Source organism: Clostridia bacterium, assembly GCA_035561135.1.
In the GTDB taxonomy this organism is placed as follows: Bacteria; Acidobacteriota; Terriglobia; order Terriglobales; family Acidobacteriaceae; genus DATMYA01.
Window position 1 is genome coordinate 76,486 of sequence record DATMYA010000030.1, and the last position, 20,353, is coordinate 96,838.

A 20,353-nucleotide genomic window follows, 5' to 3' on the forward strand; every position below is an offset into this window, starting at 1 on the left:
GATCCTTCGCTGCGCTCGGCGATGACGCGTTCTTTAGCTCTAGCCTGTTCCAGGAATCAGCGGACGATTGCCAGCGGTGCATCCAGTTGGAATACGAGTGCCCGCGTCAGCGCCGTCCGGTTTGTTTTGCGTAATTCGATGGGCGAGGAATTTACGGGATACTTTCGTCCACCGACCTCGATTGCTGTCAGTTGCAGAACGGCGTTCGCTTCCGCAGCACTACCACTTACAACCTTAAGGTCACATCGAGTGCCGGACGGAATGGCGAGCACTCCATTGGCCCACACCGGGCGTGCAACGCGTCCTTGTAGAACCGAGCCCGTGTCCAGGCGCGCAGAGGCGGGTGTCTGTACGAACACCTCGCCCCGGTTCACAATGACAATCTCATGCGCGGGTGACGAGTTGCTCTGCCCGGTGGAGCGGCTGTCCAAAATCTGAAGTCCCGCACGTTGGGGTTTTGACGGTCGAGAGCGCGGTTCCTCGGTATCTGCGATCGCTGTGATCGGCACCGTCAGCGCAGCGCGTGCTTTTTCCGCAAATGCGTTATCCGATGCTGCAACTTGCTCATACTGCTCCCGTGTCTTGCGCAGCCAGTCTTTGCTCAGCTTGCCGCGTTGGGCCAGGTATCGTCCGCGCTCGGCGACAATCCACCTCAATTCGTGCACATGCGGGTTTCCCGGAAAAGCCTTCCCGTAATAATCAACGGCTTCGACTGCGTCTCCGATCAAGTCCGGTTGCGCCAGTCCGAGCAAATAGAACTTCAGCGCCTCGAAGCCGCTTTCCGCAACCGCTGCTTTTGGGGGCGCCATGCTATCTGCATCCACATATCCGGGTGCGCCCTTCCAATGGAGTTTGAGCCATCGGTGCGTCGTGTCTGCCGCTTCGAAGCCGGTGATCGACACCACGCTGCCTGCCCCAATATTTCCCGCTGTCGAAGACGCAGGCGATGCCGAACGCTTTATGTCGATAGCGTGCAGCGCGTACGTCGTCGCAATCACCGGGACCGTGATTGCATCCCGCCGCTCGATGTAACGCATGGTCGCGAGCCCCAGGCCAAACACCACGCAGAACGTGAACACGCTCACGAGCATCGCGCGATACTGCTTGCTCCTGCGATCGCTGTACGAACTTGCTGGGCGCACACTTTCCGCCGAAGCACGTTCCTGCTTCTCTTCGCCTGAGCGGATGAACGGCTGCGAGCAGTACAGACACTTGGTGTGTTTCGCGGACACAAGCCGGTCGCAGCCGGGACAGCGCCGAACGACCGAGAGGGCCACGTTGCAGTGAGGACACTGTCCCTGCCCTGTGTCGAATTCTGCGTTGCAGATCGTGCAGACCGCAAAGGGCTCCGCGCCACCCACTTCGAGTTGTGTGCCTTCTGGTTTCAACTTTTCCTCAGTCATTATGGGTGGCGTACTCTCTTATCCTGCGTTGCGGAAGAATTGAGAAATGCCGCGCGTTACGTCCTGCACGGCGCGAACTGTCCAAGTCAGATCCAGGTGGTACGACGTTCTCCAGATGTCCGGCTTGAGCCAGAGTTCGCGCAGTTTTTGCCAGTACACGCCGCGGGCAACCTGTTCCTGACCGGAGGTTCTATGGCGTTCACCGGGCGGCAGTTGAAATTCTGCAGGTGGCTCTTGCGGTAATTCGGAGCCACGGTGATATTTCCACTGCACCGCGCGCACAGCAGTTTCCCAATATGCGCGGGCCAGTTCCGCGTCCGGAGTCTTGTCGCGAGACGTACTTACCTGCAGAAACTCGTCGGGCACTTGCGTTCGCAAGGACGAACTTGTGCCGATGGAGACCATCAGGATTACCGCCGCAAACGCGGTCACCGCCAGGGGCCACAACTTCAATCTGCCATCGCTCGGTCGCAATCTTCAGCTCCGCCTTATGGTGTTGCTAAGCGCCTAATGTTGGCAGTGGCCGGTACTACCAGACTGCCTATCGTTGCATTGTCCTGAATCTCCCGGCGCGCGAGTTCTCTACGGAAGACGATTGCAACCTCGTCGCGATACTCAATAGCCCATCCAGGCGTGTGCTGTAACAAGTACGACACCTGGGACTTGGGAGAGACGAGGACGTAGTCAACTTTATAACGATCAAATAATGCCAACGTGTCGTCCAGCGACATTGCTGCAAGGTAATCCTTAAGAACCCCGCCCCGCTCGAAGATATCAGCCCTTCCATCGACGAAGACAGGGAACTGCGGGGCGTGCCAAATCAGATATCCACCCCAAACGTAATCATGAAAGATTCGGCCGCGAGCGTCGTGGGTCTTCAAATGATTGACCGCTGCTTCGGGATAGGACTCGCGCACTTCGTTGTGCCACGGGGCGATGCTGGTTACTTTGCCAACCATGATAAAGAGCACAATGCCCAGCACCACGGCATTCATCCAGGGCTTGTCGGACTCCTTGTCATAAGGCGGCATCAATTTGAAATGCTTTGCCAGGATTCCGGGCAGCACTATCGCCCCAAGGAACAGAAGCCGGATGTGCGTGAGCCCGGTGTAAAGCGCGAGGCAAACAAGCGCAACCTCATCCAGTCTCCAGCGCACGCGTGACACGAGGGAAACCAGCATCATTCCGAGGAGCAGGCCAATGATCAACTTCCCACGTGCGGTATGGAAATCGACCGATTGCCACTCCTGGATGCTTGCAAGATTGAGTTTCTGACGGAATATCAAATCAAACGGGTAGAAGACCAGCTTGTATCCGAATGGGTTGATGAAAAGCGCCGCTACCGATGCCGACGCCGTAATCAGCAACCTTCGCAATTGCGAAGGCGACCAGCGAATCGCATAGACCTTTCCCCAGCTTCCCTCTAAAAATCCGCACGCAATGATGGTGCCGAATATCGTCATTCCCATCACCCACGAGCCATGTGTGTTCACCCAAAGGCAGAACAATGGAGGGATAAGCCAGAGGCGTGCTTTCTCTCCCGCGCGGAAGCGCTCCAGCAGGATCAGCATTACCACCAGGTATAGCCAGCCAAACAACAGGGTTCGCGCGCCGATTGAGACCGTTGCCAACATGACGCCCAGCACGGATGTCAGAAACGCATTCTTAACGTCACCGCTGATTCGGTAAGCCAGGTAGAACACGCCAAGCATGATTGCTTCGGAAAGTATGGCGACAAGAACGAAAACACCTGTCAGGCCGGCGACGCGAAAGGCAACGTAGAAAGGAATCTCAGACAGCCACTCGTGAGCTAACCAGCTTGCTCCGGCGGCGGTGTACGAGTAGCTATCGAATGACGGGAACTTGTGCGTAGCGAGAAGGTGCTGCACATTTCGCAGATGCCACCAGAGGTCTGGGTCTGCAATGTCGCGGCGCGCGAAAAAGAAGACTAGAAGCGCGAGCAATCCCACCAGGACGGCGGGAAACGTGAACAGTCGTTCGCCTATGTTTACCCACAAGCTGGTAGATTGCGGCGCAACCGAGATAGCATCCTGTCGCATTAATGTTAGCTATTGAGCTACTTGGATTTAGCACGAGAACTTACCACAGTTTCATCCTGCTTACGTACTCCTTTTGAGATAACCAAAGTTAGTAACCGGGGTATCCGCGTGTTAACCGTGTTGGTAATTGACCGCGCTAGGCAGAGTACCTACAATTAGCCCACTAATTGGGGTGTGCACCTGTGAACGATAAGGTGCCAGTTGATATGCAAGCTAACCGACCCACACGCCGAGGTTCTCGACAAGCGGGGCAGAGCCTCATCGAAACCGCGCTGCTAATTCCGCTCTTATTGCTGCTCGTTTTCAATGTCATCAATTTCGGCTACTACTTCATCGTGGCTCTGCAATTAGCTTCTGCCCCGCGCGAAGGAGTTGAATACTCCATACAGGGATTTCAAACGCCTGGCCAGGTTAACCTCGCTCCGGCCGGTCCCGCGTCGAATACCATGTCCGTCAGCTATCTCACATACCAGGACATGAACCGGCTCGCCGGCAGTGCAAGTACGCCAATGCGTGTGTGCACCAAGTCGATTGCAGGAGGCACTAACGGCACAGGCTCAAGCCAGACGGCAAAGTGCGCGTACTTCAATGGCGCAAGCTCGGCGACTTTCACCGGCCCGGCCTCCGATCCCGAAGCTCCACTGTTTGTGCTTCACCGCGTTGATGTGCAGTACACCATCACCCCCATCATTCCCGCGGAAGTTTTCGGACTGACAGTTTTGCCCAATCTGACTTTTCATCGTCAGGTTTCCATGCGGGCGATGGACTAACAGACAAGTATGACGGTACGTCATAACACAAAACGGAGAGGCGCAGCACAGATCGAGTTCGTTCTCTCGATCATGCTGATCATGTTCCTGATCTTCTGGACGTGGGAAATGGTGATGCTCGTTTACACCTACTCCACACTGTCCAACGCAGCGAAGGAAGGCGTTCGGTACGGCATCGTCCACGGTTCGCGGAATACCATCTGCGGTGCCGATGTCAACTGCGCCAAGGAAAAGGTCGAAGCCGTTGTTCTCGACTACGCAAAAATGTCGTTCCACGACTTATCCGCCATTTCCATCGACGTCAGTTATGACCAGGACGCCAGCGGCACCGAACTTAACGTCCCCCCAGGCCGCGTCACCGTGGACATTGCCTACACCTATGTCCCGTATATCAAGTTGCCCTGGAGCCCTCCGCGGATTCATGCCTCGGCCCACGGCAGAATTGTGAACTAAACGCAAAGTAGGAGGGGCGATCATGCAGGGAAGCACTACCTTCCAACGAAGGAGAAGCCGTTTCCACGGCGAATCCGGCCAGACCACGATCCTCGTGGTGCTGGCTCTTGGTCTTTTCCTCCTCGGGTTTGCCGGTCTCGCCGTCGATTTTACGAGTCTTTGGTTCCATCGACAGATGGCGCAAGGCGCGGCCGATGCCGCTTGCCAGGCTGGCGCAATGAACATGTTGCTTGTTGCCGAAGGCGCGGGAACCCCCACAGCCGGGTTCACTCCGGGTGAGCCGTTCAGTTGCTCCGCCACTCCCGGTGCCGTGCCCTGTAAATACGCGGCACTCAATGGGTACACGGCTGCCGCTCTCGCTGATAACGTGCCGGGGAACGAGTTGCAGGTCAGCTTTCCAGCTTCTGTTGACGGAGTCACGACACCGCCCGCGACCGCTGCTGCGGTCGCTTTCATGCGCGTCGATTTGATTGACCGCGTTAAGGTCTTCTTCTCGCCAATGATCACGAGAAAGCCCACGGTCGATGTCCGCGCCGTAGCGGTTTGTGGCGTGGTGGAAGCGGCGGCGCCAATTCCGATTATCGTGCTGAATCCGACCTGCCCTCACTCCTTCCAAATCAGTGGCAGTGCGAGTTTGAAAGTGGTTGGCGGGCCGAACAAGAGCGTGCAAGTCAACTCCAGCAATACTGCTTGCGCTGCGGCTACTATCAATTCTGCAGGGCAATGTGCCGGCAATGGCAAGATTGATCTCACACAGGCTGGGTTCGATTTCAACGGTTCAACCTTCGGCGTCTTTGGGGCTCCCGCTGCGGCTCCTTCGAACTTTCTGCCAGGCACGGCGGGCTCGTGGGCCTCCCCTTCGTCGCCAATCTCCGATCCTTTTGCCAGAGTCCCCGCACCGGCAATTCCGGATAAGGCACCCGATCCGAGCCCGGTTGCGTACTTAGAGCACGGGTGTCCCGATCACGCGGGATGCATGGAATTTAAACCGGGTCGATACGATGCACCGATCGTCGTTGAGCACCAGTCAGCGATCTTCGAGCCTGGGTTGTATTACATCAAACCCACCAACTTCGCAGGTGCGGATAACGTAGACTGCGCGAAACCGGGCTCCGGATGCACGCCTGGTCCCAAAGGCAAGTGCCGTGCGAGCCTCTACGTCGGAACGGGATCGGTGGTGAGACCCAGCGACCCAGTCACGTCGCCTGGCGACGGCAGTGGCGGCGTCACTTTCTATTTGTCTGGCTCAGCTGCCACTGGCTACGGTTCCGTGGTGATCACGTCCTCGGGAAGCGGTCCTGGCGGCCATACGATCGATCCATACAACACCGCGAACGTGATATGTCCTGGCGGGAAGCCTATTGACTCAAGAGTCGGTCTTCCCGCGAGCATGTCCGGAAACGTGCTTCTGGGGCCGTGCACAAAACGTGGCACCTACATCGGTGCTCCGGGTGAGGAAATCGGGACGGGACGCGGTCTCCTAATTTTTCAGGATCGCGCTAATGGCGATCAGAATGGACAATCTAGTTTGCAGGGCAACGGCGGCCTCGTGCTCTCAGGCACGCTTTATGCGCACAATTGCACTGGCACCCCTTGCAAGCAGCCGCCCGCCGATTACAACGCGTTCCTGCAACTTCAGGGTACTCCCGGAACCGGCACGTACGTCCTGGGCGAGATTGTTGCCGATCAACTGAACGAGGCCGGCAACGGTGACATCACTATGCAGCTCTCGCCTGACGCCATTCTTGAAATATTGAAAGTCCAACTTCTGCGTTAACGAAGGGCAGAACACTGGCAGCGACTGGGCTTAGTCCGTGTGTAGCACCCGACGACAGCGGCGATGCACTCTTCCTGCGCACGGAGATCACGCACGCCTGGCCTTCTCGCGGCCTGCTCTATTCGCTGCTAATCCATCAGGTCATGTTTGCGGCATCGCTGCTCGTGCCTTGGAACTACTGGATTCCTGTTCCGGTCGAAACGAACTCCGTTGAACTTATCGTTCGGCAGCACGAAGTTGTGTATCTGCCGGCTCTAGGCAACGCTGCCGCGCCGCCTGCCTCGGCTCCCCCGGCGCGGAAAAAGGATGGCGCTCCCGGCAGTGCCTCCGGCGAAGCAGCACAGCAGAAGCCCTTCAGCGGACCGATCTACAAAGGGCCGCAAGTCGTGATTTCGAACCCGCCACGGCCGGACAACTATGTTCAGACCATCCGCCAGCCGGACCTCGCAAAGGCTCCGAAGTTTCCGTTTCCTCTGCGGTTGCCGGATGTCGTGATGGTAGCTCCATCCGTTCCAGCGCTCGCTCCGCAGCAACGCCCTTCGGTTCTGGTGGTCCGCGAATCGCCGCAGGGAGTTGCAGCACCGGTGCCGCTTCTGCAATTGTCGGCAGAAATCCCCAAGCTGCCGCCATTGCCGACTGGCAACTTGCAAGCCGAATTGCCGGCGCCACCGAGTCCGCCATCAACCTCCGTCGCCAAGGGCGCGAAGCCCGCCCAGCAGGAACGCTCTGCCGCGAACAACCCCGACGCGGCCGACACTCGCAACCTGCTGGTGCTGAACGCAGTCAAAGTGCCTGTCGCTGAGCGCGTGGCGGTGCCTCCAGGCGAGTTGCAAGGTGCGTTCGCGATTTCGCCAAATCCTGCTGCGGCCACGCCCGGCGCACCGGCAGCCTCAAGCGAATCCGGCATTTCGAAATCACAAGATCGGCTCGTCGGAGGTGCCGCATCGAGTCGCGGGACCGGCAAAGGCGGCAACGCCAAAAACGCTGCGAGCGGATCAGGAGTGGGCAGCGGAACCGGACAGCCAGGCAGCGGAACTGGAGTCAAGCAAGCAGGCAAAGGGACAGGCAATGACAGCGGCGCTGGAACTGGCCCCGGCAAAGGCACAGGCATTACGGGCGGAGCCGGCACCGGGACGCCCGGTTCCGGAGCTGTGACCGGCCAGAGTGACGGATCGAACAGCGGTTTCCCGGACATCGTCATCCAGGGTGGCACCGGCAACAGCAGTCGCGTTACCGGCACGCGCGTTCATCCGCCCGCCAGCAATGCCAGCCAGAGTTACGGCATCACGATCGTCGCCAGCGCGTCGAGTGGGGGCGGCTTCAAGGATTTTGGCATCTTTCGCAACGAAGCTGTGTATACCGTCTATATCGACATGACAGATGTCGGCGCCGTCGGCCCCAAGTGGACGCTTCAGTATGCCGTGCTCGCTCAATCGCTCACGAGCGGCAGCACCATGACGTTCCCCGCAACGAACCCGCAACCGAATGGCGTACTCGCGCCACCATTTCCGATCACGAAGGAACTGCCTCGCCTGCCCCCGCAACTTGCCGGCAGGTATCGCGGACGGAGCATGGTGGTTTATGGAATCATTAATGCGGAAGGGAACCTGCAAGACTTGCGTGTCCTTCAGACTCCGGACGTACAGGTGAACCAATCTGTGCTGGAGAGTTTGCGCAGGTGGTCATTCCGTCCGGCAGAAATGGACGGAAAGCGAGTCTCGACGAAAGTGCTGCTCGGCGTACTGCTGGATGCAGTGCCGCAGTGATTGCCCGGAATTCTTAAGTCGCGCACGTCAAGACCCGGCTACGAGTTGAACCGAATCCCCATCCCCAACCCCGGCTCGCTTCTGCACACGAGTCCTTGCATTTCAAACTCGCTTCCACCCATCAGAAAACGCAGAAGAACCTGGCCATTACGGGGCATCGGCTCGGTGGTTTCCACGAAGCAGCCCTCAAGGCTGATGTCTTTTACCTGGGCTTTGCGTGCGGACAGGCTTTCGGCCAGGATCTGAACTTCGCCGAAAAACTTGTATCGAGGGCTAGTTCGACGCTCGCCTATCGACACGGCGCTCATCGTGGGGGTTGGCATCGCGCAAGTCACGTTCATACTACCGCCTGTGCAGCATGAGAATTGGACAATCGGGCCGGTGCGCTAGAGGTTGCATCCGCGCAGGCTTCCATGTCAAGAAAAACAAACAGCTTGGGGACAAATAGAAAATGTGGTGTGCGGGCTCCTAATTATGCCTGACGCCGCAGCATTGTGGAAATCGTTCTTGCGAGGCGCAGCCCGTCCGACGGCCCAATCGGAACAAGGTTGGCCACGGCCAGCACCAGGTTGCAGAGCGCCACCCAAAGCGTAAGCTTGTTCGGGATGCGGCTGAACACTGCAAACAACAGCAGATTCATTGCCGGGCCGGCGAAGGTGATGAGAAGCTCGCTCGATGGTCGAGGCGAACGCTTGCGGACCGTGTAGCCGCCCTTGGCGCAGATGCCGATTCGCGAAACCGGTACGCCCAGCAGATGGGCCAAGGATGCATGGCCCACTTCGTGAAGTAGTACGCACGGCGTGATCAGGACCGCGGCCCAGATGCCGTTCGGCCATCCGATGTTGAGCGCCGAAGTGAAGGCCATCGCCACAAAGAACCACAAAACGGAACGTTTTACTTCAATCAGCATGAAGCCCCGCAATTCGCAGCGGAGTTACCCAGCAGTCACAATTCCACTCTGATTCCGCTTGGAAACCCGGCGCGGGTCGCGGAGTTCAGGCGCTCAGCAGCGATCGGCACCCACTTATTACGCGCCCTGCGCGGTTTCAAGATGCCAAAGGTTAGTACCCGAAAACCCATCGCTGTGCGATGCCAATACGATTTGCAGCAGCGGCGGGCAGCGGACTGCATCATCGAACCGCTCGTTGAAGAAGGTGCCGACTCCATCCATCTCAAAATTCGCCACGAATGCATTCCATTAGTTCTACATAAGCGGTGCGACTTACGCCGGGTGCCCCAGTTCGCGCCCGTAGTTGGCGCTAACCGGGATAACTCCACTGTTTCGGGAAGAACTACCAACTCGACGGACTTCGAGTAGTTTCCGACAGTGCGCGTTTTCGAGAATGGAACTATCGAGATCGAGTGGACGGCACCTGATCGAGAAGACAAAACAGTGGACGCGGTCGGGATCAAGAGTATCCTCATCCCAGGTTAACGCCGAACTGCACGGCGTGAACCTGGGGCACCCGGCAACATGAAAAGGACAATTTGCGGGACAATTGTGGCGTGCTCGATCCTCATGACGATGCTGTGGTCTCAAGATACGACGGCTGGTCTCGAGCTCCAGTTACGTGCTGATGTGTCTTCAGTCGTGTTGAACGAGAGGTTTCCGATCACGATCACGCTGGCGAATATGGGAGACCAGCCAGTAACGTTATATGGGAAGTTGTTACGTGGATATGCTGGCGGCATTGTCCTGCATGTAAAGGACAATTCTGGAAAGGAAGTTGCTCCTCCGGCATTGGATGATGACTTGGTACCTGCTCCTTCGTCATCGTCTAAGGGACGTTTCCTTACCCTGTTCCCAGGTCATCTCTGGGGAAGAACGGAAGACATCAGCGCATCGGAGCTTGTCGACAAACCCGGTACATACCATTTAACCGTCACGTATCAAAGCCCTCTTCCTGCGAGGCTCGGACAGGGGCCCCACTTCTGGGGACGCGAAAAAGGCTCGATTGTCTCTAACGAAGTTGTATTCGTTGTCCGATAGCTTGGGTGCTGGCCCATCCTTTCGCGTGTTGCCGCGTCGTTATCGTTCCAGTGTTTGGCGTGTGGCCCATTCAAGCCTTCTTTTGGCTTGAGTGGGGCTCTCTTCGGGACTAATGTCACCTAGTGCCCTCGCGTCTCAAGCGATTCCACCAATCCCGAACCCGAGCGCACGACGCTCGCCGTGGCCATCCAATCCCTGTTGACGCGCAACCCAGCGGCTCTCCATGCCGACGGCTTACAGCGCGCACTCGCCAAAGCGAGCCAAAAACTTGCGCCGGAGTGGCGAGCTACGACCCAAGGCCCAGGCGATCTTGCCAAGTCGGCTTGAGAACAAGTTGTGGCGAACAATCCCGGATCAACGCTGTTCCATTGCCACCGACAGCTTCAGGCGAAGTGCGTGAGAGGCTTTCTCCCGGTCAGTGCGCGTGCTCCGGTTTTGCGCTGAAGAACAGGAAAAAGTTGGTCGGAGCGTCTGGTGTTGCTTGATGACGCGCCTGCGCTTCCCGCAGCGCGTCAATTGAATTAATGCCCCGGGTACCTTCTTCATCGGGCCACGCGTTTGGGTCTGTAACCAAGACAGATATGATCTGCCACCACACCGCCGGTTTCTGCGTTTCGTCAAGAATGTGACTGTGGTTTGGCGTGGGGACAACGACAGACGTCCCCGGCGGCACCTTCCCCATCTTCGCCAAAGCCGGTCCAAGTTCGAGGTGAGTTGGGTGCATGGTGCATGTGCTCAGTTTACCCTTGTGCGCCGTCTCCGGCGGACCAGGTTCAGGGCACTGCACGGGCACATCTGGATGCGGGCTGAAACCCTGGGGTACAAATCCGAACAGTTGCTTCAGTGCCGTTGCGAGCTCAGGGGTGAACGCGCGGTCGTTGTGTCCAGGAAAGAACGGCACAATAACCCAAAGCTTTTCAACACCACCGATCGGAGCTCCGGTCGGATCGATCGTCGGCTGATGCCCGACCTGGCAGATGGGCCTCTGGAATTCCCTAGGATCTATGGCGGCCACCTTGCCGTTGTTGTTCAAGTCATCGAACGGCTCGTGAATACACATGAAGTTCATCAGGTACGTGAACACGAGTTCTTGGCCTTCGCCGAAACCCTCCGTCTGATTGATCGCGATGGTTCTTGGATTTTGGGATACATCCTGCGCCGATGCTGCAAAACATGCACTTAGCACGAGCGCGATGCAGAGTGATATGCGAAGAGTGGAACGCATGGAACTCCTCCATCTGCAACTTGGAGCTGTGCTGGCTTCCACAGCACAGCTCCAAAGCGTCACCGCTACAGTGACTTCAAATACTCAACGAGATCGTGCCTTTCCTGGTCCGTCAATCCAAGATTGAAACGATCGTTGTAGCTGTTCACGACGTCAAGCAAGGTTTGGAATCGCCCATCGTGATAGAAGCGGCCTTTGTTTTGCGGGAACATAAACAGGCCGCGCTCACGAATAAACACGCCGGCTAGGTTCATCGTCCTGTAGGCATGGCCCGGCGAGCGGTCCGATTCGAAGCTGTCGATCTTCATCTCGTCTGGCGGGTGCTGGTTCCAGCCCGGTTCGGTCCACAAGGGTTCGCGATGACAACTGTTGCAGTTCGCTTTTCCGCTAAACAGTTCATCGCCTCGCTTCGCGGCCGCAGTATCGAAGTCGATGCCGGAACGAGGCTGGATCGAGGGTAATGCGAGTTGATAGAAATGCAGGGCAGGCAATTTGCTGGTGACACGATCACTGTCTGGGGCGGTAGAAATGTGGCCTAGATGTGCAGCAGCGGCAATTGGGAACTGGGCTGCATTATCAAACCGCTCGTCAAAGAAGGTGCCGACTCCATGCATTTCAACATTCGCCACGAACGCATTCCAGTAGGTCACAGTCCCCCAACCACCCGTCCAGGTATGCAGGTTGTGGCCGGCCAGCCCGCGCGCATTGGGCAGCAGCGTAGCGCCGGAGACATTCTTGCCAGTCACTATTCCATTCGTGACTTGCTGTGGATTGAAAGCCTTGCCGTCCAGGAATAGCTCAGCATCAAACTTTCCCGGTCCCCAACTGTTCAATACCTGGCGGACATCCGCGACCGTGATCTGAGCGTCGGCCGGAGCGAGTCTCAGTAGGTCTACAACCGGTTGCAGGTTGGGAGCGGCTGCTGTGATAGCGCCTACGTTGAGGTCGCGATTGGCAAGTCCGTCGATCCTCTTGCCAATGCCGGGCGCAACCGAGTTGTCGACCGTCGAATGGCAAAATGCGCATGTCAGGCCAACCGAGCTCAGCCTCTGATCTTGAAAGAATCCCACTACGCCAAGGACGGCGTTTTGCCTGATCAGTTGGCGCGTAACAGCGGGATCATCCAAGTTGACCCTGCCTTGCTTAATCGCTTGGATAACCGACGGGGAAAGCGCCTGTGAATCAACCTTCAACCCAAGCGCCAGCGCGTTTCGCGGGCTCAGAGTATTGATAGCCTCGTGGAGTCGGAGTTGGCCACCCCAGAATTGCTCGTCGCCGAACGTGTCAAAGCGGAAAACCTGTCGTCCCATGTCGATCAGTTGCTTGGAATTGTTCTCTGCGCTGCCGAGGAAGTGGGATCTCCTTGTGCCTGTCCCCGCAATGGTTGCGAGCACCGACAACATTGCAACAAATGCGACCAGAGTGGTGAGATACGGCAGATTGCGACGCGGCATGAGGTGACCTCCTCTTAAGGCGCTCCAGCTCTGGGGGCTGCAGGCGACGTTTGCGTTCAAGACGCGTGCCTTGACGTGAGTGGGTTCAGAGCCTTGTACAATTCTTGGTTCCGCCCTGTAACCGAACTGCCGCTCGGACACTCCATTCACTTGCGGGAAGACGTCACATGCAGCCCGTCTGTGTTCCGCAGAGCCCAACGCGTGTTCAAGATACTCTGTGGCCTCCAGCGCGCTTCCGCAATGGTCTACGCCTTCTCGAAATCTTGAACGTTTATGTGCATGGAAACCACGCTTGCCGCGGGAATTACGAACGCTGAAACGCTCCCGAGGGTTTGGGAGAGCGCATGAATTCGTCTAGTTCGTTGCATGAGTCAATCAGGTTTGGCCCGTTCGAATGCGATGTTCTAGCCAGGGAACTTCGCCGAAAGGGACACAGAGTCAAGATCCAGGACCAGCCTTTTCAAGTGCTCACTATGCTGTTACAGGCCACCGGGGCGATGGTTTCGCGCGAGCAGATTCGACACGCGTTGTGGCCGGCAGACACATTTGTTGATTTCGAAAATGGTCTGAACCGCGCAATTTGTAAGCTGCGTGAAGTTTTGGACGATAAGCCCACAGCGCCCAAGTACATCCAGACCGTCAATCGATACGGCTACCGGTTTATCGGCGTCATCGCGGGTACGGTCCGGCTGGCGGTGCTACCGTTCACCCCCCTCAGCGGAGATACTACGAACGAGTTGTTCGCTGACGGTATAAGTGAGGAGGTGATTGGGCAACTTGGAAAAGTGGGTCCGCAGCAACTGCGAGTGATCGCACGTACTTCCGTCATGCAGTACAAGGGAACTCGCGAAAATGCCGCTCAGATCGGCCACGAACTGGATGTCGATTACATCCTCGAAGGCAGCGTGCGGGAATCCGACCATCGCGTGCGTGTGACTGTCCAGCTGGTTGCGGTCGCCGATCAGGCGCATGTTTGGTCTGACAGCTACGATTGCGAAATGACGGATTCACTTACGGCGCAGGCGGATATAGCCAGTCGCGTCCGCCATTCTCTGTCCGAACACTTTTGCGAACGGAACTTGCGAAAGCGCGCATCGGTTCGAACTATCGTTCGAAGCGACTGACGAAAAATGGATCTTGGGCAGGAGGTAAGTTCTTGAAGAAATTGGTCGGGGCGACTGGATTCGAACCAGCGACCCCCTGCGCCCAAGGCAGGTGCGCTACCAGGCTGCGCTACGCCCCGACTGTTTTGATTATAGCCGACAGGAGCTTTCCTGACAGCAATCGCGCAGACGCGCGCGTCTCACTTCCTAATGAGCGTCAGCACCCACCACAGCAGAACCAGAGGCGCAGCAACCAACACCATGACGGCGGCGACGAGCAAGACCATGAACAGCCAGTCGTGCCACTCCTGCTGGCGACGACCCTCGCTCTCTACGCGTTTCAGCAGGTTCAGATTCTTCCGATTCGACTTGTACGCCACGTCGAATGCATCGCCAACGAACGGAATGCTTCCCAGCAGCGAATCCACCGCGACGTTTGCCACCATGCGGCTTAGCGTCACCTTCGGCAACCCGCGTTGCCATGCGGCGAAAATAATCATCAGGGAAGCGGCACCGCTCATCGCATCGCCTACGCCGGGGAGCAATCCGATCAGCGGGTCCAGTCCGAAGCGGACGGTGGTGCCCGGGATGCGGAACATGTCGTCCAGCAGCGTTGCGAGTATTTCCAGCGTCTCGTCGCTTACATTGGAGCGCGCCGAGAGTGGCGGCAGGACCTGAGGTTCAGAACGTGGTCGCATGTGGATTTGATGCAGGGCCGTTCTCCGAAAGACGTTCTGCCGCGCAGGCCATCCCGCGAATATAATGATTCACGCAATGTTACCCCAGCAGTATGCCCTAGTGGCTTATGTGAGAAACGCCCTCGGCGAAATGGTCGAGGATTTGCGTCGCGAGCTCCATCCTGAGCACGCGCATTTGCCTGCCCATATCTCCGTGCTGCCACCTCGCGCATTGCTTGGCACTGAAGAAGAAGCGTTGGAATTCCTCTCCGCTAAATGCCGGGCCGTCGAACCCTTCGAGGTGGTCATGGGCGATGTTGAGGCGTTTCTGCCTACCACGCCCACGGTCTTCATTCGAGTCGCTCACGCGGCGTACAAAATGCGCGAACTGCACGATATTCTGAACACTGGCGTCTTTGCGTGCGAGGAATCATTGCCGTATATGCCGCACCTCACCATCGCCAAGCTCGACACCGACGAGCGCGCTCGGCAGGTTTACGAAATCTCGCGCGAGCGCTGGTCGCAGTATTCCGGCAGCCGCCGCTTCCTGATCGAAAGCCTCACATTCGTCCGGGGACGCGCTCAGGAGTGGACGGATCTCGCTCCCGTCGCCCTCGGTGGACGCTCGGTCGTCGCCAGATAAGTCGCACTCTAGCCGCCGATTAACCCCGAAAAGTCTGCCCTCGGCACGTGCGCGGAAGGTCCGCGTCTTCCGCGCAGCTTTCGTTCTCGAAGTACATGTACCACTTCCGTATTGCGGATGAACCTCCCGAAACAGTACATACATCGAGCGATTCACTGCATCTGTAACTCGCGATAGCCCTCCCCAGGCACTCGCGCGTGGTGCAGCGCGTGGGAGTGACTTATGCACATCGGCGTTTATGGATCAGGCTATCTTGCGACCATAGTTTCGGCCTGCCTGGCCGACTTCGGTACGCCCATCATCTGTTTCGACACTGACAGCCTTCGCATCATGGATCTCGCGCAGGGTGTTATCCCATTTTTCGAGAAGAACCTGAAAGAGGTGATCCGCCGCAATATCCGCGCGGGCCGTCTCATTTACTCGACCGACGCGGAGGCGCACGCCTCGCGTGCCAAGGTCATGTTCCTCTGCGAAGACTCTCCCCGATACGTCGAGCAGAGCGCGATGAAGCTTGCCGAGCTTTGTTCGGCAGATACCGTGCTCGTTCTCTGCACGCCGGTGCCGGTCGGCACGGCGAGCAGCATCGAGCAGCGTTTGCGCGCCGCCGGACACCAGCAGCCTGTTGTGGTCCATCCGCTTTTCCTGACAGACGGTTGCGCCGTGGAAGATTTCAACTGGCCCGACAGGATTCTGCTCGGCACACGATCCAGCGCGGCTGTGACGGCGATCAAGACTATCTACCGTCCCCTGGTGATGCGCGGCGTTCCGGTGATTGTGACGAACTTCGAGACAGCGGAGCTTGTTCGCGAAGCCTCGACGGCCTTCGTCGCCACCAAGATCTCATTCATCAACGAACTGGCCAGCCTCTGCGAATTCGTCAAGGCCGATGCGGTTGACCTCGCGCTCGCGCTCGGACTCGACAAGCGGATCGCCCCGCGATGCCTGCAGCCCGGCGTCGGCTTTGGCGGCAGCTTCGTTGAGGCGGAGATGGACTCGCTTGCGACACTTGCCAACGGTAAAGGCGTCGCGCTCAAGATACTCACCGCCGCGCGAGAAGTGAACCGATCGCACAGCGAACGCATTGTGCAGAAAATCGCATGCTCGATGGAGTCGCTCTCCGGCAGCGAAATCGGTCTGCTGGGCCTCGCCTTCAAACCGAATACGAACAGCGTCGCCGGATCATCGTCGATCAAGCTCGCACGACGCCTCGTCATCGATGGCGCAAAGGTCCGGGCCTACGATCCCGTTGCGATTCCCGATGCTCGCGCCGAACTTACCTCGAACGTCACCTTCTGCGAATCTGCCTACATCGCCGCTGAAGGAGCCGACGCTCTCGTCGTTGGCACCGGTTGGCCGGAGTTCCGCGCTCTTGACTTCGAGCGGCTCAAGCGCCTGTTGCGCAAGCCTGTGATTATCGACACCAAAAACTTGCTCGACTCTGAACGCATACGTTCCATCGGTTTCCAGTACATGGGAGTCGGCCGGGCATAGTCGGCGTTCGGAATCCTCCTGAGCCCGGGTGCCCCGCCGGGCTCATTTTTTTGCGGAATCACGCAGTGTTCGTCGAGTAAAGGTGTTCAGCAAAGCGCAGCGCCCCCGCCACGCAGTCACACGCCTTTGGTATAATCAACTTTCGCTGACGATCAGTCCGGCTCTTGCTGGGCAGGTCCGCCGATGGTGGGTGTAGTTCAGTGGTAGAACTCCGGACTGTGGCTCCGGCTGTCGAGGGTTCGAATCCCTCCACCCACCCCATAACTTTTCCCTGAAGTACTTCTGTGGGTAGCACCAATTTTGCAGAACCAAGAGAATCGCGCCGCCTAAGCGGCGCGTTGTTGTTTGTGGCGTCGTCATTATGCCACTGCTGCTCTGGAGCGCAGCCTAGTTAAACCCGCACTTTCCCCCACCGCAAGATCCACTGGGCGCACCACAAGGTGCCGTCGCGCTGGAACTGGGCGCGCTCACCGCAAATCTCGAAAGCTGTTGCTCCAGATTCGTGCCCTTGCACGACGGGCACGCAGCGGCACGCGAGCCCAGCACAACGGCCTCAAACGCTTTTCCGCAGTCCTTGCATATGTATTCAAAAATCGGCATTTGCCTCTTGACTCCCCATTCCAGATGCGCCCGCTTGCGGCGTTTTGGCCCTTAAGTTTTGTAATATTGAATGCAGCTTTCGCAGAGCTGTTATCGTCAATTATATAGAGAGCTGTATTCTTTTTTATTAATACAACGATGAGCCAGAGTCTTTCGCGCGCCGCAACCGAACCGTTTGTACCTCGCCGTGGTCTGCGCGGCGGACACGTGCAAACCTTGGCAGGGAATTTTCTGCCGCGATACAACAATCTTCCTGCCCCGGAAGAGCGGCTCTTCCAGGTCGAACCTGAGGTTCAGGTTCTCTGCCATTGCCATTGGCAGGCGAACCGCGCTGACGCGCTCACCCTCATCATCGTTCACGGACTTGAAGGCTCCAGTAATTCTCAATACGTCATCGGTACGGGAAACAAGGCGTGGGCGAAGGGATGGAACGTCGTCCGCCTCAATATACGCAACTGCGGTGGGACGGAGAAGCTCGGTCCCACGCTTTATCACTCAGGTCTGTCGGACGACATTGGCAGCGTGGCCGAGACTCTCGTGCGGGATGAGCACCTGCGCGCATTTGCGCTCGCCGGCTTCTCGATGGGCGGCAACCAGGTGCTGAAGTGCGTAGGCGAGTGGGGAAGCGATGCACCTCGCGAGCTTGTCGCTGCCGCCGGCATCTCGCCCGCCTGCGATCTCTCCATCTCCGCGGACGAGTTGCACAAGCCGCACAACCGTATTTACGAATGGAAATTTCTCCAGGGTTTGCGCCGCCGAATACGTCGCAAGGCTGAGCTGTTTCCCGACCGTTACGACGTGCGCCATCTCAAGAACGTCCACAGCATTCGCGATTTCGACCACGAAATCACGGCGCGCTACATGGGATTCGAGAGTGCGGAAGACTACTACACTCGCGCTAGTTCCGCGCGTGTCGTGCAGAACATAGCGGTTCCTACGCTCGTCGTCCATTCAGCCGACGACCCGTTCATCATCATGTTGCCGGAAACTGAATTTAAGTTCATCGCAAATCCTTGCATCACCTACTTGCGCACCGAGCACGGCGGACATTGCGCATTCCTCTCCGACCCCAATGGGTACGACGGCCGCTGGGCCGAGCGCCAGATCATCAACTTCGTCGAGCGCAATCTGAGCTACTGAGTCGCTAAGCGGCTGAGCTAAGCTACTGAACCGCTGAGCAATGAGCAGCTTAGAAGCTCAGTGGCTCAGCAGCTCAGTAGCTCTTCTCGACTTTCGCTCTCCGCGATGGCATCATGCACTCCACTATGAACGCAGACTTTTCCGTCGAGCTTGGCGCCGATGATGATGCCCTCGAGTTTCCCTGGGCGTCCCCGGACGGATCTCTACGCTACTACGATCTCAAGCGTCAGCCTGAGCTTTTGGCAGACGTTGAAGAAGCGTCCCGCCATCCCGAACTCGGCGAGTTCCTGGCAGCCGTGAATTCCGAGACCTCCGTGCTGCTCACCGCCAAGTGCGACGCCTGGACCGACACGGAACTCAGCGAAGCCGAAGAGATCTACGGCGCAGCCGTTAGGTTCTCTTCTTATGTCGATTTGCTCTTTGATGGCGGAATCGATCCCGAGGCACCTTTCAGCTTCGAGCGCAACGAAGAGTTGACAGAGCGCCTTTCGAAGCTGCTGGGCAAGGCTCCGGAAATTGCGGCGGCGGCCGAGTTCATCGTTCGCCGATGCTATTTGCACACGCATGACGATCCCGTTCGGCCTGGCTTTTACATCACTTTCTATTTGTTTGGATATGGCGACGATGAGCCCGAAGCGCGCCGGCGTTGGACAGTCGGCCTCGAACTCGTGCAGAACGCCGTCCTTCTACTGTCCGCCGAACTTCGCCGGATATCCGGAACGCGGAGGAGTTGAGGTTTCGCGAACCATTGAAGGCATAGCCACATCTCCGGCCAGCATCGGATAGAATATGAACAGTGGCTGACCCAGTGGGAGCGTAGCTCAGTTGGATAGAGCATCTGCCTTCTAAGCAGAGGGTCGCAGGTTCGAGTCCTGCCGCTCCTACCAGTTCAATGCAAGCCGTGAGTCGCTTGCGTGGGAACAAGGAACGCTGTCGCGATGGGTGCAGCGGCCCACTCAAGCAGGCCAACTAAGCACTAGGCACAAGAGCTAAGAAGCTTTTCCCCGCGTCCAGCGCCCCATTTGCCACATCTAAATAGTGGAGTTCGTAATGTCTAAAATCCCACTTCATCCCAAGTATCCGGAGCGCGTCTGCTGGGGTTGCGACAAGTTTTGTCCTGCCGACTCCCTGAACTGCGGCAACGGCACCGTTCGCACACAGCACCCGGCGGAACTTTTTGGTGAGGACTGGTTGGAATGGGAAGAGGAACACAGCGCACCGGAAGTACCGGAGGATTCGAACGCTACCTGAGGTGTTATCTGGATGCTTCTTCTTCCACCGTGGCGAGTTTGGCGACCAAGTCTTGCAGGAGCGCCCGATCGGTGTCGATCATTTCCTCAAACTGAATCCCCATACCGACTGCTGGGTGGGAGGTTCTGACTTGTCCCGTTGCGCGAATGGATAATCCGGGGACATTGAGCAGCATTGATACTTCCGTTCCGGCCGGCAGTGGATTCATCAGCTCTACGTAGCATCCTCTTAGGCTAATGTCGCTTACAGCGGCGTTGATCGGATATTGCGTTTCTGCCTGCCAGATGGAGATCGCGCCTTTACAGGGGTAGCGGCGTTCGCCGGTCTCAACCGGCACCGGAGCAGATAGTTGGGATAAATCGAGGCCCCAGATGTTCTGGCTTGTGTCCAGGGCGCGAACGGCGATTCGCCCCGCTTGTGGAGTTCCGGCCTGCCCGACCCAGATTACGCGGAAGCGTCCCTTCCGAGCGTCACATGACATGCCGAGAATATCGTCGAGTTTGACGATGCACTTCAAGCCGGCAACGCACGCCTCTTCAAGACCAATCGT

General features: G+C 57.7%; 21 protein-coding genes and 3 tRNA genes. 12 read left to right on the forward strand and 12 right to left on the reverse strand.

From position 1 onward, the window contains the following. Nucleotides 1-56: 56 nt before the first annotated feature. The 3 genes from VN622_07455 to VN622_07465 are packed head-to-tail and all read right to left on the reverse strand — an operon-like array spanning nt 57 to nt 3,463. Complete coding sequence (locus VN622_07455) at nt 57-1,388, reverse strand: zinc ribbon domain-containing protein (protein ID HWR35690.1); 1,332 nt, start codon at nt 1,386-1,388, stop codon at nt 57-59. 33 nt (nt 1,389-1,421) lie between these two features. Beyond that, entirely contained in the window at nt 1,422-1,856 is a 435-nt protein-coding gene (locus tag VN622_07460; GenBank protein HWR35691.1) for a hypothetical protein, read from the reverse strand. A 35-nt stretch (nt 1,857-1,891) separates the two neighbouring features. Continuing rightward, nucleotides 1,892-3,463, reverse strand: coding sequence for a hypothetical protein (locus VN622_07465; protein HWR35692.1), 1,572 nt, complete (start codon nt 3,461-3,463; stop codon nt 1,892-1,894). Nucleotides 3,464-3,669: 206 nt separating this feature from the next. Here VN622_07465 and VN622_07470 point away from each other — a divergent pair, with 206 nt between their 5' ends. The 4 genes from VN622_07470 to VN622_07485 all read left to right on the forward strand — a co-directional run bounded on the left by VN622_07470 (nt 3,670) and on the right by VN622_07485 (nt 8,229). Continuing rightward, on the forward strand, nt 3,670-4,233 hold the full coding sequence (locus tag VN622_07470) for a TadE/TadG family type IV pilus assembly protein (GenBank protein HWR35693.1): 564 nt from the start codon (nt 3,670-3,672) through the stop codon (nt 4,231-4,233). A gap of 9 nt (nt 4,234-4,242) precedes the next feature. After that, on the forward strand, nt 4,243-4,686 hold the full coding sequence (locus VN622_07475) for a TadE family protein (protein ID HWR35694.1): 444 nt from the start codon (nt 4,243-4,245) through the stop codon (nt 4,684-4,686). Between the two features lie 22 nt (nt 4,687-4,708). Continuing rightward, nucleotides 4,709-6,463 carry a pilus assembly protein TadG-related protein gene (locus tag VN622_07480; protein HWR35695.1) on the forward strand — a complete coding sequence of 585 codons (1,755 nt, stop codon included), beginning with the start codon at nt 4,709-4,711 and terminating at the stop codon, nt 6,461-6,463. Nucleotides 6,464-6,606: 143 nt separating this feature from the next. Further along, complete coding sequence (locus tag VN622_07485) at nt 6,607-8,229, forward strand: hypothetical protein (protein HWR35696.1); 1,623 nt, start codon at nt 6,607-6,609, stop codon at nt 8,227-8,229. A gap of 38 nt (nt 8,230-8,267) precedes the next feature. Here VN622_07485 and VN622_07490 read toward each other — a convergent pair whose 3' ends face one another. The 5 genes from VN622_07490 to VN622_07510 form a co-directional block, all read right to left on the reverse strand. Further along, nucleotides 8,268-8,570: a PilZ domain-containing protein gene (locus VN622_07490; protein HWR35697.1), complete on the reverse strand. Its 303-nt coding sequence runs from the start codon at nt 8,568-8,570 to the stop codon at nt 8,268-8,270. 131 nt (nt 8,571-8,701) lie between these two features. Further along, nucleotides 8,702-9,139, reverse strand: a complete 438-nt coding sequence (locus tag VN622_07495) for a M50 family metallopeptidase (protein ID HWR35698.1) — start codon at nt 9,137-9,139, stop codon at nt 8,702-8,704. Nucleotides 9,140-9,256: 117 nt separating this feature from the next. After that, the gene (locus tag VN622_07500; GenBank protein HWR35699.1) at nt 9,257-9,415 is read right to left on the reverse strand and encodes a hypothetical protein; all 159 of its coding nucleotides are present in this window, start codon (nt 9,413-9,415) and stop codon (nt 9,257-9,259) included. Between the two features lie 1,219 nt (nt 9,416-10,634). Further along, nucleotides 10,635-11,444, reverse strand: coding sequence for a hypothetical protein (locus VN622_07505; GenBank protein ID HWR35700.1), 810 nt, complete (start codon nt 11,442-11,444; stop codon nt 10,635-10,637). Between the two features lie 65 nt (nt 11,445-11,509). Then, entirely contained in the window at nt 11,510-12,898 is a 1,389-nt protein-coding gene (locus VN622_07510) for a hypothetical protein (protein HWR35701.1), read from the reverse strand. A 344-nt stretch (nt 12,899-13,242) separates the two neighbouring features. On the opposite strand from VN622_07510, the gene VN622_07515 reads away from it, so the two are divergent. Continuing rightward, nucleotides 13,243-14,022: a winged helix-turn-helix domain-containing protein gene (locus VN622_07515; GenBank protein HWR35702.1), complete on the forward strand. Its 780-nt coding sequence runs from the start codon at nt 13,243-13,245 to the stop codon at nt 14,020-14,022. A gap of 42 nt (nt 14,023-14,064) precedes the next feature. Here VN622_07515 and VN622_07520 read toward each other — a convergent pair. Then, nucleotides 14,065-14,141: transfer RNA gene (locus VN622_07520), tRNA-Pro, on the reverse strand. A gap of 60 nt (nt 14,142-14,201) precedes the next feature. After that, on the reverse strand, nt 14,202-14,699 hold the full coding sequence (locus VN622_07525) for a DUF4112 domain-containing protein (protein HWR35703.1): 498 nt from the start codon (nt 14,697-14,699) through the stop codon (nt 14,202-14,204). 100 nt (nt 14,700-14,799) lie between these two features. On the opposite strand from VN622_07525, the gene VN622_07530 reads away from it, so the two are divergent. The 3 genes from VN622_07530 to VN622_07540 all read left to right on the forward strand — a co-directional run bounded on the left by VN622_07530 (nt 14,800) and on the right by VN622_07540 (nt 17,073). Further along, nucleotides 14,800-15,321: a 2'-5' RNA ligase family protein gene (locus VN622_07530; GenBank protein ID HWR35704.1), complete on the forward strand. Its 522-nt coding sequence runs from the start codon at nt 14,800-14,802 to the stop codon at nt 15,319-15,321. Between the two features lie 222 nt (nt 15,322-15,543). Further along, nucleotides 15,544-16,812, forward strand: a complete 1,269-nt coding sequence (locus VN622_07535) for a nucleotide sugar dehydrogenase (protein HWR35705.1) — start codon at nt 15,544-15,546, stop codon at nt 16,810-16,812. A gap of 186 nt (nt 16,813-16,998) precedes the next feature. After that, nucleotides 16,999-17,073 (forward strand) — tRNA-His (locus VN622_07540). 126 nt (nt 17,074-17,199) lie between these two features. On the opposite strand, the gene VN622_07545 is transcribed toward VN622_07540, so the two are convergent. Beyond that, nucleotides 17,200-17,412 (reverse strand): zinc ribbon domain-containing protein, encoded by a 213-nt coding sequence (locus VN622_07545; protein ID HWR35706.1) that lies wholly within the window; start codon nt 17,410-17,412, stop codon nt 17,200-17,202. A gap of 138 nt (nt 17,413-17,550) precedes the next feature. Here VN622_07545 and VN622_07550 point away from each other — a divergent pair, with 138 nt between their 5' ends. From VN622_07550 to VN622_07565, 4 genes are all read left to right on the forward strand, one after another. Further along, nucleotides 17,551-18,552 (forward strand): alpha/beta fold hydrolase, encoded by a 1,002-nt coding sequence (locus VN622_07550; protein ID HWR35707.1) that lies wholly within the window; start codon nt 17,551-17,553, stop codon nt 18,550-18,552. Between the two features lie 113 nt (nt 18,553-18,665). Then, nucleotides 18,666-19,286 (forward strand): hypothetical protein, encoded by a 621-nt coding sequence (locus VN622_07555; protein HWR35708.1) that lies wholly within the window; start codon nt 18,666-18,668, stop codon nt 19,284-19,286. 76 nt (nt 19,287-19,362) lie between these two features. Then, nucleotides 19,363-19,439, forward strand: a tRNA-Arg gene (locus VN622_07560). A 163-nt stretch (nt 19,440-19,602) separates the two neighbouring features. Continuing rightward, entirely contained in the window at nt 19,603-19,803 is a 201-nt protein-coding gene (locus VN622_07565) for a DUF3079 domain-containing protein (GenBank protein HWR35709.1), read from the forward strand. A gap of 4 nt (nt 19,804-19,807) precedes the next feature. Here VN622_07565 and VN622_07570 read toward each other — a convergent pair. After that, a partial coding sequence (locus VN622_07570; protein HWR35710.1) for a PilZ domain-containing protein occupies nt 19,808-20,353 on the reverse strand: 546 nt, incomplete at its 5' end.